12 protein-coding genes are annotated in these 15,079 nt (G+C 67.5%); 9 read left to right on the top strand and 3 right to left on the bottom strand.

Features of this window, described 5'->3' with window-relative positions:
* Window positions 1–95: 95 nt before the first annotated feature.
* The gene (locus B5F84_RS02185; protein ID WP_087320226.1) at window positions 96–1,541 is read right to left on the bottom strand and encodes a L,D-transpeptidase family protein; all 1,446 of its coding nucleotides are present in this window, start codon (window positions 1,539–1,541) and stop codon (window positions 96–98) included.
* Window positions 1,542–1,650: 109 nt separating this feature from the next.
* Between B5F84_RS02185 and B5F84_RS02180 the strand changes: the two genes are divergently transcribed.
* Window positions 1,651–2,469 carry an RNA methyltransferase gene (locus B5F84_RS02180; protein WP_087320223.1) on the top strand — a complete coding sequence of 273 codons (819 nt, stop codon included), beginning with the start codon at window positions 1,651–1,653 and terminating at the stop codon, window positions 2,467–2,469.
* Between the two features lie 108 nt (window positions 2,470–2,577).
* On the opposite strand, the gene ftsH is transcribed toward B5F84_RS02180, so the two are convergent.
* Together ftsH and B5F84_RS02170 are read right to left on the bottom strand one after the other, a co-directional pair.
* On the bottom strand, window positions 2,578–4,482 hold the full coding sequence (gene ftsH / locus B5F84_RS02175; protein ID WP_204205477.1) for an ATP-dependent zinc metalloprotease FtsH: 1,905 nt from the start codon (window positions 4,480–4,482) through the stop codon (window positions 2,578–2,580).
* Between the two features lie 158 nt (window positions 4,483–4,640).
* Window positions 4,641–6,530 (bottom strand): fructose-1,6-bisphosphatase, encoded by a 1,890-nt coding sequence (locus B5F84_RS02170; protein ID WP_087320221.1) that lies wholly within the window; start codon window positions 6,528–6,530, stop codon window positions 4,641–4,643.
* Between the two features lie 240 nt (window positions 6,531–6,770).
* On the opposite strand from B5F84_RS02170, the gene B5F84_RS02165 reads away from it, so the two are divergent.
* The 8 genes from B5F84_RS02165 (at window position 6,771) to B5F84_RS02130 (ending at window position 14,971) form a co-directional block, all read left to right on the top strand.
* Window positions 6,771–7,238: a hypothetical protein gene (locus B5F84_RS02165; protein ID WP_087320219.1), complete on the top strand. Its 468-nt coding sequence runs from the start codon at window positions 6,771–6,773 to the stop codon at window positions 7,236–7,238.
* Between the two features lie 46 nt (window positions 7,239–7,284).
* On the top strand, window positions 7,285–7,464 hold the full coding sequence (locus tag B5F84_RS02160; protein WP_087320217.1) for a hypothetical protein: 180 nt from the start codon (window positions 7,285–7,287) through the stop codon (window positions 7,462–7,464).
* A 13-nt stretch (window positions 7,465–7,477) separates the two neighbouring features.
* On the top strand, window positions 7,478–7,690 hold the full coding sequence (locus tag B5F84_RS02155) for a hypothetical protein (protein WP_087320215.1): 213 nt from the start codon (window positions 7,478–7,480) through the stop codon (window positions 7,688–7,690).
* Window positions 7,671–8,885 (top strand): hypothetical protein, encoded by a 1,215-nt coding sequence (locus B5F84_RS02150; RefSeq protein WP_143786029.1) that lies wholly within the window; start codon window positions 7,671–7,673, stop codon window positions 8,883–8,885. Before B5F84_RS02155 ends, B5F84_RS02150 begins: the two co-directional genes overlap by 20 nt.
* 445 nt (window positions 8,886–9,330) lie before the next feature.
* Window positions 9,331–12,108, top strand: coding sequence for an isoleucine--tRNA ligase (gene ileS, locus B5F84_RS02145; RefSeq protein ID WP_239378209.1), 2,778 nt, complete (start codon window positions 9,331–9,333; stop codon window positions 12,106–12,108).
* A 3-nt stretch (window positions 12,109–12,111) separates the two neighbouring features.
* Complete coding sequence (lspA, locus tag B5F84_RS02140; protein WP_239378187.1) at window positions 12,112–12,630, top strand: signal peptidase II; 519 nt, start codon at window positions 12,112–12,114, stop codon at window positions 12,628–12,630.
* 2 nt (window positions 12,631–12,632) lie between these two features.
* Window positions 12,633–13,661: an RluA family pseudouridine synthase gene (locus B5F84_RS02135; protein WP_087320209.1), complete on the top strand. Its 1,029-nt coding sequence runs from the start codon at window positions 12,633–12,635 to the stop codon at window positions 13,659–13,661.
* Between the two features lie 20 nt (window positions 13,662–13,681).
* The gene (locus B5F84_RS02130; RefSeq protein ID WP_087320207.1) at window positions 13,682–14,971 is read left to right on the top strand and encodes a glycosyltransferase family 2 protein; all 1,290 of its coding nucleotides are present in this window, start codon (window positions 13,682–13,684) and stop codon (window positions 14,969–14,971) included.
* The last annotated feature ends 108 nt before the right edge of the window (window positions 14,972–15,079 follow it).

Genomic DNA, 15,079 nt, shown 5'->3' with positions numbered 1-15,079 from the left:
CTTTCCCGCTCCATGTGACGAGGGGGCGGCACGAGACCCGACGAGCGTCGGGCCCGTGCCGCCCCCTCCCTTTTTCTGGCGAGAAGGACGCGCGGCTAGTAGTGGACCACCACGACGTCGCCGACCTGGCAGAGCCCGTAGAGCTCGGCCGCCTTGCCGGTGGGGAGGTTCACGCAGCCGTGGCTGCCGTTCCACTGGTAGATGGTGCCGCCGAAGCTCCCGCGCCAGCTTGCGTCGTGCAGGGCGTAGGAGTTGCCGATGAAGGGCATCCAGTACTCGACGTAGCTGATGTACTCGGGCTCGTTGGTCTCAGGGTCGATCTTGCCGCGCAGCTCCACGTTTCCGGAGGCGCGGTTCTGGTTCATGGTGTAGACGCCCGTCGGGGTGTCGTAGCCCTTGCTCGCGTCGCCGGTGACGCAGTCGGACTCCCAGACGAGCGCCCCCGCGTCATCGTACATGCGGACGTGCTGCTCGGAGAGGTCGATGTCCACGTAGCGGTTGCCCCAGTCGCGGCCGCCCGCGTCGGGGGCGGTCTGGGGGGACTGCTTGAGGGGGATCTCCAGGGTGCTCGGCGCGCCCGCGGCGAGGGCGCCGGCAAGGGCCGTCACGGTCTCGTCCTCGTTGGTGACAAGGCCGTAGGAGCCGCCCGAGACGCTTACCTGCTTGCCGTCGGCGCGCGTGTAGGTGCGCTCGCGGCCCGCGGTGTCGAGGGCGCCGACGTTGTCCGCGACCCACTGGGAGAGGGCCTCCTGGTTGAGCGAGACGCTCAGGTCGTCGCCGATGCTGACCCACGAGGCGATGGTGTCGCGCCCGAGCTCGAGCACGGCCTGGCCGTTCACGGTGAGCTGGGTGGGCGCCGCGCCGAGATAGGCGTTCGCGGCAGCCGTGGCCGCGTCGAGCGCGTCGCCGCCGGAGACGAGCTGGTCGGGCCCGAGCAAGATTTCCGGCTCGAGGGCCTCGAGGCCGGCCCCGATGGCGTCTGCCGCGGCCTCGGGGTCGAGGAACTGGGCGATGATGCTCGCCTCGTAGGTGAAGGTCCCGGAGACGGGGTCGTAGGCGATGCCCGAGCCGGCGGCCTCGGCCTCCTTCTGGGAGGCGGCGTCGACGAAGGGCTGGACGAGCGCGACGATGGCGTCGCGGTCGTAGACGACGGGGGCCTCCGCGCTGATGGAGCGGGTGCGCGCGAGCTCGTAGGGCCAGGCCCAGGCGGGGGCCTGGCGCAGGGCGTCGCGGGCGTAGGCGTCGCCGTCGTAGGCAAGGCCGATCTCGGCGCCGGTGAGGCTGAGGTCAACGCCGTCGCCGGAGACGTGCGTCTGGAAGCCGGCGAGGTCGTCGGCCTTCTGCGCCGCGACGGCGTCGAGCGTCATCAGGGAGACGTCCTGGCCGTCGAGGGTGGTGCCGGGAAGAAAGCGGGTCGAGAAGACGGCCGCGCCTATGGCGTAGGCGGCGACGAGCACGCCGAGGATGGCCAGAGGGACGATCCAGACGAGCCTGCTCCTCGGGCGCTCGGGCTGGGCTTCGACGTTCATGTGGCTGGGCATGGTTCACCTCGTGAGTGCGCGTGCATCGGCGGTACAGCCTTGTTATCGTACCCTAGACGGTGGGCGCGCACGACCTCCGCGCGCAGACGTCACAACTTGAGGGGGACACATGGCGGAAATCGTGAGGCTCGACTCGATCGAGGACGCTCGGCTGGACGTCTTCGCGCGGTTGACGGACCATCAGCTGAGGGGCGCGCTCGAGGCCGGGCGTGGCGTCCTCGTGGCCGAGTCGCGCATCGCGGTTGAGGTGGCACTGGGCGCGGGCGTCGAGCCGCTGGCGTTTCTCGCTGACGAGCGGCAGCTCGTCTCGTGCTCCGCGCTCCTCGAGGCCGCGGGCCCGGACGTCCCCGCCTACGTCCTGCCGCGCGAGCAGCTGGAGCGGCTCTGCGGGTATCGGGTCACGCGCGGGTTTCTCTGCGCCATGCGCCGCCCTCCGGAGCGCACGGTCGCCGAGGTCGTGGAGGGGGCCCGGAGTGTCGCCGTCCTCGAGGACCTCGTCGACGTCACCAACGTGGGCGCGCTCTTCCGCTCCGCCGCCGCGCTCGGCGCCGACGCCGTGATCCTCTCGCCCCGCTGCGCCGACCCGCTCTGCCGCCGGAGCGTCCGCGTGTCCATGGGCACGGTGTTCCAGGTGCCCTGGGCGCGCTGCGCCGCGGACGCCTGGCCGCGCGGCACCCTGGGGGAGCTCCGCGAGCGCGGCTTCTCGTGCCTGGCCATGGCGCTCGAGCCCGACGCCGTCCCCATAGACGACCCGTCGCTCGCGGAGCCCGGGCGCCGGGCGCTGCTCTTTGGCAGCGAGGGCTACGGGCTCTCCCGCGCCGCGCTCGACGCCTGCGACCGCTCCGTCGTCATCCCCATGGCCCACGGCGTGGACTCCCTGAACGTCGCCGCCAGCTCGGCCGTCGCCTTCTGGCAGCTCTTCCGCTGAGGCCGCGGCTCCGCCGCAAAAAACGGAGAGACCGGCCCTCGCGCGACTTCTGCGAAGCAGTGAGCGGTGAGGGCCAGTCTCTCCGTTTTTTGCGGCTTTGCGGTGCCGCTACTCGGCCGGCTTGGGCATCTTGGGGGCGAAGCCGTCGTCGCGGGTGAGGATGTTCATGAACTCCTCGCCCGTGATGGTCTCCTTCTTCTGGAGGTAGTGGGCGATCTCGTGCAGCTTGAAGCGGTTCTCGCGCAGGGTCCTGAGCGCCGCCTGGTGCCCCTCCTCGACGAGCGCCTGGACCTCGGCGTCGATCTCCTGCGCCGTGCCCTCGGAGCACGTGAGCTGCGCGCCGCCGCCAAGGTAGCGGCTCGCGGGCTGGCCGAGCTGCACCATGCCGAACTTGTCGGACATGCCGTACTGGGTGACCATGGCGCGCGCGATCTGGGTGGCCTTCTCGATGTCGTTGGAGGCGCCGGTGGTCATCTCGTTGAAGATGAGCTCCTCGGCGGCGCGGCCGCCGCAGAGCACGGCGATCTTGTCCTTGGCCTCCTGGCGGGTGGTGAGGAAGTGCTCGTCCTCCTCGACCTGCATGGTGAAGCCGAGCGCGCCCGAGGTGCGCGGCACGATGGTGATCTTGGAGACGGGGGCCGAGCCCTTCTGCATGGCCGCCACGATGGCGTGCCCCGTCTCGTGGTAGGAGACGACCTCCTTCTCGTGCTGGGAGAGCACCGTGGACTTCTTCTTCTCGCCGGCGATGACCACGTCGACCGACTCGAGGAGGTCCTCCTGCGTCACGCGGCGCCGGCCGAGGCGCACGGCGCGCAGGGCCGCCTCGTTGATGATGTTGGCGAGGTCCGCGCCCGAGGCGCCCGGCGTGGAGCGCGCGACGACCCCAAGGTCGATGCCCGCCTCCATCTTGACGTCGTCGGCGTGGATTTTGAGGATGGCCTCGCGGCCGGCGAGGTCGGGGAGCTCCACCGGGATGCGGCGGTCGAAGCGGCCCGGGCGCAGGAGCGCCTGGTCGAGCGTCTCGGGCCGGTTGGTGGCGGCCAGGACGACGATGCCCTTGTGGTTGTCGAAGCCGTCCATCTCGGAGAGGAGCTGGTTCAGGGTCTGCTCGCGCTCGTCGTTGGAGGAGAGGGAGGAGTCGCGCCGCTTGCCCACGGCGTCGATCTCGTCGATGAAGATGATGCAGGGCGCCTTCTCGTTGGCCTGCTTGAAGAGGTCGCGCACCTTGGCGGCGCCGCGTCCCACGAACATCTCAACGAAGGCCGAGCCCGCGATCTGGAAGAAGGTCACGCCCGCCTCGCCGGCGACGGCCTTGGCCAAGAGCGTCTTGCCCGTGCCCGGAGGGCCCACGAGCAGCGCGCCGCGCGGGCAGCGCGCGCCGATCTCGTTGTACTTCTCGGGGTTCTTGAGGAAGCTCACGATCTCCTGGAGCGACTCCTTGGCCTCGTCCTGGCCTGCCACGTCCTTGAAGGTGACGCCGGTGTCCTCGCCCTTGATCTCCTTGGCGTTCGACTTGCCGAGGCCGCCGCCCATGCCAAAGCCGCCCCCGCCGAAGTTCATGGAGGGACCGTCGTCGCCCATGGCCTTCTTCATGCGGCGGTTGAACCACCAGCCGATGCCCACGAAGACGAGGATCGGCAGGCCGTAGGAGACGAGCAGCATGAGCCAGAGGTCGCCCGAGGTGTCCTGGATCTCGGCCACCATCTTGACGTCGTGGTCCTCGAGCAGCTGGGAGGACTGCTCCTCCGCGCCGGGCCACTGGACGGTCTCGTAGACCCTCTGGGAGTCGCCCTCACCGGTGGTGAAGGTGATCTCCGAGCTGCCCACGGTGGTCTTGGCGGACGTCACCTCGCCCTTCTCGACCATCGAGACGAACTCGCTGTACTCGACCGTCTCCACGCGGCGCGCGGTGAGGTTGGAGCCGAGCATCTGGCTGATCGCGAGGTAGCCGACGATCGCGATCAGGATGTAGAGCAGCATCGAGCGCCGACGCTTGTTCTCGTTCATGTCCATCGTGTGGATTGCCCTTCGTCTCGCTGCGACGGCCGACCGCGGACGGGCCGGCCCATGCGTCACTGATACCCAGATTATCCCAGACGTTGCGCCGGCAACAAAAACCTCAGCATCCGGCGTCGGGCCAGCATCCGGCGCCGGCGGCGCCCCGCCGGGCGCTACGGGCGCGCCGCGCGCTCGGGGAGCTCTCCTGTGCGGTAGGCCTCGAGCAGCGCCCGCAGGTCAGAGATCTGCTCGCGGATGTCGGCGCCGGTGTCGGTGTCGCCGATCGTGAGCGGGCGCGGCTCGAGCTCGAAGCGGTCGTCGTCGCTCATGATGTCGGCGTTGAGGTCGAGCACGTCGGCGATCGAGCCGAACGGCCGGTGCGCCTTGATGCGCATGCCGCGCGGGTCCGAGATGAGCGTGTAGCCGGCGATGCCCGTCGTCTTGTGGTAGGCCTGGCAGAAGCCCCCGTCTATGACGACGAGGCGCCCGCCGGCCCGCACGGCCTTCTCGCCCTCGGCGGCGTGGACGGGCGTGTGGCCGTTGATGATGTGGCCGCGCTCGGGGTCGGCGCCGAACTCCTCGAGGATGCGCCGGCACACCGCCGGGTCGTCGGTGAGCGCGTAGTAGGGGTCGCGCGGCTCCGCCCAGGTCGAGCGGTCGCGGAGGTAGGTCCGCTCGAAGGTCTTCATCACGCGGCCCGAGAGCGGCGAGTAGCGCCCGCACCACAGGTACCACATCCAGTCGAGCGAGACCTCGTCGTGCTCGTGCCAGGCGCGCCGGGCGAGGCGGTCGGCGTAGTCGTAGTAGGCCTTGCCGGCGAGCGGCCGCCCCTGGTGGATCACGGGGTGGAAGGTCCCGTCCTCGTTCATGGGGACGCAGGCGTGGAAGAGCACGTCGTCGTTGTGGACGAGGTAGGCGCTGCCGCGCTCGTAGAGGAAGCTCACGTGCGCCTGCAGCTTGTAGGAGGTGCGCACGGCCTCCAGCAGGTTGTCCATGACGAGGGTCTCGTCCTCGGAGAGCGCGTGGGGGTCGCGCGGGTCAAGGGTGGGGAAGTCCCGCGTGACGAGCTCGCGGTCCCTCTCGCCCACGCGCGCCACGCCGCGGGCCGGGTCAACGTGCCGGAGGAGCAGGCGGTCCTCCATGTGCCAGTTGGGGTGGCGCTCGATGGTCTGGCCCTCGAGCTTGAAGAGGATGGCCGAGATGGCCTTCTCCATCGGCGTCATGGCGTCGTCCGCCGAGTACGTCGCCTCGGCGAAGAGCGCCAGCTCGCGCAGGGAGACGCCGTAGGTGCTCTCGAGGATCTTGAGCGAGTCGTAGCGGATGTTGTTGCGGATCACGGCGGCCAGGCACGTGGCCGAGCCGGCCGCCGCGCCCATCCAGACGATGTCGTGGTTGCCCCACTGGAGGTCGACGGAGTGGTACCCCATGAGGCTGTCCAAGATCTTGTCGGCGTGGGCGCCCCGGTCGAAGACGTCCCCCACGAGGTGGAGGTGGTCCACGGCGAGGCGCTTGATCAGCGAGGCGAGGCTCACGATGAAGTCGTCCGCCGAGCCCGTGTCCACGATCGTGTCGATGATGCGCTGGTGGTAGCGCTGGCGCTCGTCGCGCTCGCCGGGCGCGGCGTGGAGGAGCTCGTCGATGATGTAGGCGTACTCGGGCGGCATGGCCTTGCGGACCTTGGAGCGCGTGTAGGAGTCGGAGAGGTAGCGCGCCAGGCGGACGAGCCGCATGAGCGTGATCGCGTACCACTCCGGCGTCGTGGTGCCGGCGGAGCGCAGGCGTCGCAGCTTGCGGTGCGGGTAGTAGATGAGCGTGCAGAGGTCCGCCTGCTCGTCGTGGGTGAGCTCAAAGCGGAAGGTGGCGGCCACGCGCTCGCGGATGACGCCCGAGCAGTTGTTGAGGATGTGCTTGAAGGCGTCGTACTCGCCGTGGACGTCGGACACGAAGTGCTCGGTGCCCTTGGGCAGGTTGAGGATGGCCTCGAGGTTGATGATCTCGGCGTATGCGGAGCGCACCGTGGGGAACTTCTCGGAGAGCAGCTCGAGGTACTTGCGGTCTGGCATGCGGCGTCCCTTCTCTCGACGCGTGGTCACCCCATGGTGCGCGCCCGGGAACGATTCCGGCAACCGGTTTTCGGCGAGAAGGGCGAGAAGGGCGAGAAGGGCGAGAAGGACGCGGCGGGCGGCTCTCGGGGCGCCGGTCCCCCGGGCACAAAGACGTAACAAACTTGTTTACGTTTTTCTCTTGACGTGGTAGCTCGGGGGAGGGATAGTCTGGCCTAGATGCCGTTGAGAGGAGATTTGATGGACGCCAAGACGATTGCGATCATCATCGCGCTCGTGATTGCGGCGATCGGCTTCTACCAGAAGGTCCAGCACCGCAAGGAGGGGAGCACCGTCAGCCGCTCCCGTGACTTTGCCGCGTACTCCGAGACGTTCACGCTGCGTCACGTCTCCGATGACGAGTTCACCGCCGCGGTGAAGGCCTCTGCTCCGCATGCCAGGGCTGGCGAGTCCATGCACGGCAACGCCGCGAAGCTCGTCTTCGAGGGCTCGTTCGGAGCAGAGCTCGTGCGCACCGAGCAGACGGACGAGAAGAGCGTCTACACGTTTCGCTTTACGAACTGGAAGTCCAGGTATGGCGTCCCGAACGACGAGGAGGAGATGAACCTCCTCCTCACGGCCGTTGAGCGCATGTTCGTATCGCTTGACCCTAACACGAAGGTCGTCAGCCAGAAGGAGGATATCACCACCAAGCGCAGCATCCTTTGAGGCAGTCTTGCGTGGTGACTTAGGGAAGCTAAGGGAGTGGTTCAAAGTGGAGAGCGTTCCGCCCATCGTCATTATCGTACTGTTCGTGGTTGGAGTCGCCGTGCTGAGGGGTCTGATTCGCAAGGGCGTGGGTGCCGGCATGGACGCCGCCCGCAAGGAGATCGACAAGCGCGCCGGCAAGTACGAGCCGTCTCAGGAGGAGAACCTGAGCGACCGCCTCAAGTGATGGGGCCGGAGCTATGGGAGAGCTGATTCTGGCGATCGTGGCGGTCGTCGCAATCTATCTGCTGCGTGATGTTCTCGCCAGCATCGTGAACGGAATTGTCGACCGTGCCGGGGACGCCGCTGTGGATGCAGCGAGCAAGGCCGACTCTCCCGACACGGTCGAGAGAGATGAGGCCAAGGTTATAGACGATGGACGGGGGAGCCATGGTGAGGGACACGACGCCTGACGGACTCGCGCGTGGAGGCGTCTCCAGACGCACGGTGGTTGCGCTGGGGCTCCTCGGCCTGACCTCGGGGCTCGTTGGTTGTGGGGAAGCCACTGTTGACATGCCTGCGGAGGTTCCGGATTCCGGTCTGGACGAGGCGCGCGAGGACTTCGAGTCCGCCTATGACGACGCTCGGGAGTCCTGGTTCTCACTGCAGGACTCAATCGAGTCGGCGCAGGCCGCAGACGCGGAGTTCCAGGCGGGTGTCGTCAAGAACCCCGACACCCTGGAGGCGTTCGAGGACGCGCTTGCGGACGCTCAGGCAGTGCAGAACGAGCACGACGACTATGGGGACGAGCCCGAGACGTCCGAGGAGCTCGTCGAGGCGACCGAGCGGCTCGAGGCGGCGTCGGACGACTACGAGGCGGCAGCTCGAAAGCTTGCCGATGCCCAGCGCGCAGTCGAGCTGCGCCAGCCGGGGGAGGGGTCGTTCACCTATACCGACTGGGACGGCTACACCTATCGCATCGACTACGACCTCAACCCTGCGATAACGGTCGACTCGACGGAGGGCAAGCCGGGGCAGGTGGGCCTCTATTTCGACTTCACCGACTGCTCCGTGACGCTCACCAACACGACTCCGGGCAAGAAGGCCCCGGGTATGGCGTTCTCGCTCATCCCGCTCTACAACGTCAGCGACTTCTCCGACTTCATCATCCTAGATGACGGGGGCAGCCTGAAGTATGAGGTCGCGACGTTCGGACCGTTGTCACAACCGGTGACGTTAGAGGATGAGTCAGCGCTTGGGGATATGAGAGAGTATGCCTACGAGACTCGTTACCTCAATCCCTTTGACTACGAGTCGGAATGCAATCCGGATTACGGTGAGGTCTTCTGCCAGAGCTTCTCTGCCCTTACGGCGAGCAAGGTCTCCGGCGGTACTATGTATAACGCGGGTGACGACCTTGAGGTCGGAGAGGCTCGTGAAATGATATGCCAATTTGGCTCCAGCCATAACACCATTAGCGTGCAGAAGCAGGTAGTCGGTAACATCTCCGAGGGCTACGTTGACAAGTTCAAGAACATCGCTGGATGGGCAATTTATCCCATGGGCAACACTCGTGCTCCCAAGGGCACTGTCGTCTTTGCTGGGACAACCATTATGAACTACTGGGACGGCATGCGACTTTATAGTTATGACCCGGTGAGCGGCTAGGTCTGCTCCACAAGTTCTTCTCGTCTTATTTCGCCTCTCCGTCCGCATCCGTGCTACCATGCTGAGCCAAGGCGTTGACGGGGAGAGTACCCGGGGGCGCGCGGCCCAGAGAGAGCGGGGACGGTGGGAGCCCGCGGCTGCGTCCCGGCGAAGATCGCCCCCGAGCCGCGGCCCCAAAGCGCCGAGAGGACCGTTCTTCTCGCCGCGCGAGTAGGCGTCGCCGGAGTGGCCGCCGAGACAGGCCAGCCGAGTACGGCGGATATCCGCTCGCTGGGTGGTTCACAAGCGAAGTCGCAAGCGCGCTTCGTCCCAGCAGGAGGGACGGGCGCGTTTTTTGTGCCCGAGGGAGGCGTGCAAAAGGGACTGTCCCCTTTGCACGGAAGGAGGAAGCGTGGCCAAGAACGAGTACAAGAAGACGACGAACCTGCCGAGCACGGGCTTTCCCATGCGTGCCAGCCTGGCTCAGAACGAGCCCAAGCGGCTTGCCCTGTGGGAGGAGAACCACGTCTACGAGCAGATGATCGCCAAGAACGAGGGGCACGAGAAGTTTGTCCTGCACGACGGCCCTCCGTACGCCAACGGCCCCATCCACCTGGGCCACGCGCAGAACAAGATCTCCAAGGACGTCATCAATCGCTACTGGTCCATGCGCGGCTACCAGACGCCCTACGTCCCCGGCTGGGACTGCCACGGCCAGCCCATCGAGCACAAGGTCGAGACCATGCTCGGCACGGAGAAGTTCAACCAGCTCCCCACCGAGAAGATCCGCGAGCTCTGCCGCAAGATGGCGGTCGAGCAGGTGGACACCCAGCGCCAGGGCTTCAAGCGCCTGGGCGTCCTCGGCGAGTGGGACAACCCCTACCTCACCTACGTGAACGACTACGACGCCACCGACGTGGAGATCTTCAAGGCGATCTTCGACGCCGGCGCCATCACGCAGGGCTCCAAGCCCGTGCACTGGTGCAGCCACTGCCACACGGCCCTCGCCGAGGCCGAGATCGAGTACGGCGACGAGGTCAGCCCCGCCATCTTCGTGCGCTTTGAGATGACCACGGTGCCCGAGGGCCTGGAGGAGTGGGCCGGCAAGCTCTTCGTGGACATCTGGACCACCACGCCGTGGACCCTTCCCGCCGACGATGCGGTCATCTGCCACCCCGAGGCCACCTACGTTGCGCTCCTCCACGAGGGCCGCGCCGAGATCGTGGCCGAGGCGCTGGCCGAGCGCTGCGCGGCCAAGTTTGGCTACGGCGAGGTTGAGCTCGTGCGCGGCGCCGACGGCGAGCCCTGGCGCGCCACCGGCGAGCAGCTCGCGCACAACCGCTACAAGCAGCCGATCTTTGGCGACCAGGGCGAGACGGGCGAGTTCATCTACGCCGACTACGTCACGCTTGACGACGGCACGGGCATCGTCCACTGCGCGCCCGGCCACGGCGTGGACGACTACCTCGCCGGCCAGAAGTTCGGCATCCCCACGGTCATGCCCGTGGACGACGACGGCCGCTTCTTCGTGGGCGACGGCATGGGCACGGGCGGCCCGTGGTCCGGCATGGAGGTCACCGAGGCCAACCCCAAGATCATCGAGTGGCTGCGCGAGCGCGGCACGCTGATCCTCCACGAGGACATCAACCACAGCTACCCGCACTGCTGGCGCTGCAAGGAGCCCGTCATCTTCCGCGCCACGAGCCAGTGGTTCGTCTCGATGGACAAGCCCCTGCGCGGCGGCAAGAGCCTCCGCGAGCAGGCGCTCGAGGAGCTCGCGAAGGTCCAGTTCTACCCGGGGCACGCCATCAAGCGCATCGGATCGATGGTCGAGGGGCGCCCGGACTGGTGCATCTCCCGCCAGCGCAACTGGGGCGTGCCCATCCCGGCCTTCACCTGCCAGGACTGCGGCGAGACCGTCATGAACGACGACACGCTCGACGCCGTGATCAAGCTCTTCCGCGAGAAGGGCTCCGACGCCTGGTTCACCGACGACCCGGCGAGCTACCTCGGTGACGCCTGCGTCTGCCCCAAGTGCGGCGGGCACCACCTCAAGGCCAACAAGGACATCCTGGACGTGTGGTGGGACTCCGGCGTCTCCCACACCGCCGTCTGCCGCCACCGCAAGAACCTCACGTTCCCGGCCGACATGTACCTCGAGGGCTCCGACCAGCACCGCGGCTGGTTCATGAGCTCGCTCATGACCTCCGTGGGCGCCTACGGCGTGGCCCCCTACAAGTCCGTGGTCTCCCAGGGCTTCACGCTCGACGGCCAGGGGCGCAAGATGTCCAAGTCGCTCGGCAACGTGATCGACCCCAACGCCGAGTGCGACACCCGCGGCGCCGACATCCTGCGCCTGTGGGTCACCTCCGTGGACACCTCCAACGACATCCCCTGCGACGGCACGATCCTCGACCACGTGGGCGAGGCCTACCGCCGCTTCCGCAACACCCTGCGCTTCCTCCTGGGCGAGATCGAGGGCCAGTTCGACCCGGCCACGGACGCCGTGCCCGTGGACGAGCTCATGCCCTACGACAAGCTCACCCTGGCGCGCCTCTGCCAGGTCCACGACCAGGTGAGCGCGGCCTACGAGTCCTACCGCTTCAACGTGGTCTACCGCACGCTGTACGACTACGTGATCACGGAGCTCTCCAACGGCTACCTCAACGCCACCAAGGACCGCGTCTACTGCGGCGAGAAGAACTCCTTCGAGCGCCGCAGCGCCCTCACCGTCTGGGCGCAGATCCTCTCCATGCTGGTGCACGACCTCCAGCCCATCCTCGTCTACACCACCGACGAGGCCATGAGCTACCTGCCGGCCTCCCTGCGCGACGGCCAGGAGTACGCCGCCCTTCTGGACTGGTACCAGGCCCCCTGGACCGCCGAGACCTACGAGTCCTATCTGGCCGCCTACGACGCCGTGGTGGAGGCCCGTGCCGCCTTCACCAAGGCCTACGAGACCGCCGTCGCCGACGGCACGCTCGCCGAGAAGACCACGCAGGCCGCCCGCGCCACGCTCACGGCGCCCGCCGAGACCTACGAGCTGCTTGCCGGCGAGCTGGGCTGCGACCTCGCGGAGCCCTTCGTCTGCTCCGAGGTCGAGCTCGCCCAGGGCGAGGAGCTCGCCTGCTCCGTGGAGCCCGCGGCGGGCGAGAAGTGCCCGCGCTGCTGGAACTTCCGCGAGCTCGGCGAGGACGGCCTCTGCTGCCGCTGCCACGACGCCGTGGCAGCGCTCGGGGAGTAGGGCTTGTCCGCGGCCGACTCCGCAACCTCCGCCCGCGTGCGGCGGCTGGCGCTCTTTGCGCTGGTCGCCGCCGCGGTCGTCCTCATTGACCAGCTGAGCAAGGCTGCCGTGCGCGCCGAGCTCGTCCCCGGCAGGCCCGTCACGCTGATCCCGGGCGTGATGGACCTCTCCCTCGTCTACAACACCGGGGCCGCCTTCTCGCTCGGCGAGGGGGCGGGGCCCGTCTTTGTGCTCATCGCCGCGGCCATCACCTGCGCGGGCCTCTGGGTTGCCTGGCGCCGGACGGACGCGCCGCTTTCCCTCGTGCTCACCGTTGCGGGCGTGGCGGGCGGCGGCATCGGCAATGCGATCGATCGCGTGGCGCTCGGCGCGGTCACGGACTTCTTCGCCACGACCTTCGTCGACTTTGCGGTCTTCAACGTGGCGGACGTCTTTGTCACCTGCGGGGTTCTTCTCGCCCTCGTGCTCTTCTGGCGCTGGGACTCCCGGGTCGAGCGCGAGCGCGCCGGGGCGGGGGAGTAGCCATGCCGCAGCGCATCGTCAACCTGCTCGTGGGGCCCGACGGCGACGGCATGCGGCTCGACGCGTTTCTCGCCGCCGGCGAGGGGATGCCCAGCCGCTCCGCGTGCGCCCGCCTGGTGGAGGAGGGCTCCGTCACCATCAACGAGACGCCCGCCACGAGCAAGAGCGAGAGGGTCCTTCTGGGCGACCGCGTCCGCGCGACCGTGGACGAGCCCGACGCCCCGGCCGGCCCCCTCGCGCCCAACCCCTACATCCCGCTCGACGTGCGCTTTGAGGACGAGTACCTCATCGTGCTCTCCAAGCAGGCGGGGCTCGTCTGCCACCCGAGCCCGGGCCACGTGGACGACACGCTCGCCAACGCGCTCGTGGCGCACTGCGGCTACGCGCACCTCGGCATGCTCCAGGGCGAGGAGCGGCCGGGGATCGTGCACAGGCTCGACATGGACACCTCGGGCCTCATGGTGGCCGCCAAGGACGACGCCACGCAGAAGGCGCTCCAGGACCTCATTCGCCTGCGCGTCCTCGACCGCCGCTACGTGACCCTCACGCACGGCTACGTGGCCCATGACGAGGGGACCGTCGTCACCGGCATCGCGCGCTCCACGCGCGACCGCATCCGCATGGCGGTCTCGGACGCGCCCGGCGCGCGCGAGGCCATCACCACCTTCCGCGTCCTCGAGCGCTTCGAGGCGGGCCGGCGCGACGACGGCTACACGCTCATGGAGTGCCACCTCTACACCGGGCGCACGCACCAGATCCGCGTGCACATGCGCCACATCGGCCACGCCCTCGTGGGCGACCCGCTCTACGGCCGCGGCGACGCGCGGCAGAACCTCGGGCTCACCCGGCAGTTCCTCCACTCGTGGCGCATCCGCTTCGACCATCCCGCGACGGGGGAGGTCGTCGAGCTCGCCGACCGCCTGCCCGAGGACCTTCTCGCTATACTGGACTCACTGAAGGAGCGCACCATGGGCCGCACGGAGGCGGGGGAGCTGATCTGCCCCGCGCTCGGCGCCCGTGCGGGGGAGTAACGCCGGAGGAAGGCACCGCGATGGAGTTCAACAGGCTCGGCCTCACGCCGATCGTCATCTTCAACCTGGTAATCTGGCTGTTCTTTACGCTCGCGTACTTCTACCAGATCGTCTACATCCTGCGCGTGATGATGCGGGGCACGGTGCGCCTGCCGGAGGCCAAGAAGCAGCACCGCTACGCCTTCTTCATCGCCGCGCACAACGAGGAGGTCGTCATCGGCAACCTCGTGCGCTCGATCCTCGCGCAGGACTACCCGCGCGAGCTCATGGACGTCTTCGTGGTCTGCGACGCGTGCACGGACGGCACGCACGAGGAGGCGGAGAAGGCCGGCGCCATCGTCTGGGACAGAAACGACCTCGCCCGCCGCGGCAAGAGCTGGGCGATGGACTACGGCTTCGACCGCATCCTCAACGAGTACGGGGACCGCTACGAGGCCTTCATCGTCATGGACGCCGACAACCTCGTCTCGCGCGACTACCTCAAGATCATGAACCAGGCCTTCGACGCGGGGTACCTCGTCTGCACGAGCTACCGCAACTCCAAGAACTTCGACTCGAGCTGGGTGAGCTCGGCCTACGCGCTCTGGTTCATGCGCGAGGCCAAGTTCCTCAACAACGCCCGCATGATGATGGGGACGAGCTGCGCGATCTCCGGCTCCGGTTGGATGGTCTCCGAGCGTATCGTGCGCGGCATGCACGGATGGGGCTTCCACACGCTCACCGAGGACATCCAGTTCTCCACGTTCTGCTGCGCCAACAACGTGCAGATCGGCTTTGCGCCCGCCGAGTTCTTCGACGAGCAGCCGCTCACCCTCAAGGCCTCCTGGGTCCAGCGCATGCGCTGGACCAAAGGCTTCTATCAGGTGTTCTTCTCGTATGGGCGAGACCTTCTCAAGGGCATCTCCCGCGGCCGCTTTGCGAGCTACGACATGCTCATGACCGTGGCCCCGGGCATGATCTTGACGCTGCTCTCGTTCTTCGTGAACGCCACCTACCTCATTGTGGGCTCGCTCAGCCACGGCTTCATCGCCACCGACGCTGAGCTCTCCATGTGCGTGGGCTCGCTCGTGATGACCTTTGCCTCCATGTACATCGTCTTCTTCATCCTGGCCGTGATCACGACGATCTCCGAGCGTAGCCACATCCACGCCAAGAAGAAGTGGCGGATCTTCACGAACCTCTTCACGTTCCCCCTCTTCATGATGACCTACATCCCCATCACGGTGGCCGCCCTCTTCAAGAAGGTCGAGTGGGTCCCCACCAAGCACGACATCGCCGTCAACGTTGACGAGGTCGTGGGCGACGCGTAGGCAAAAGGGGACGTGTTTTCTCGCTCAGAGTTTTTGGGACAGGCCTGCTCCGCGCTTACGCGGGCAGGCCTGTCCCAAAAACTCTGAGCGAGAAAACACGTCCCCTTT

Source organism: Olsenella sp. An290 (assembly GCF_002159535.1).
Taxonomy (GTDB): Bacteria; Actinomycetota; Coriobacteriia; order Coriobacteriales; family Atopobiaceae; genus Thermophilibacter.
Note: the sequence above shows the minus strand (reverse complement) of the source record. Positions and strands in the feature narration are given on the sequence as shown.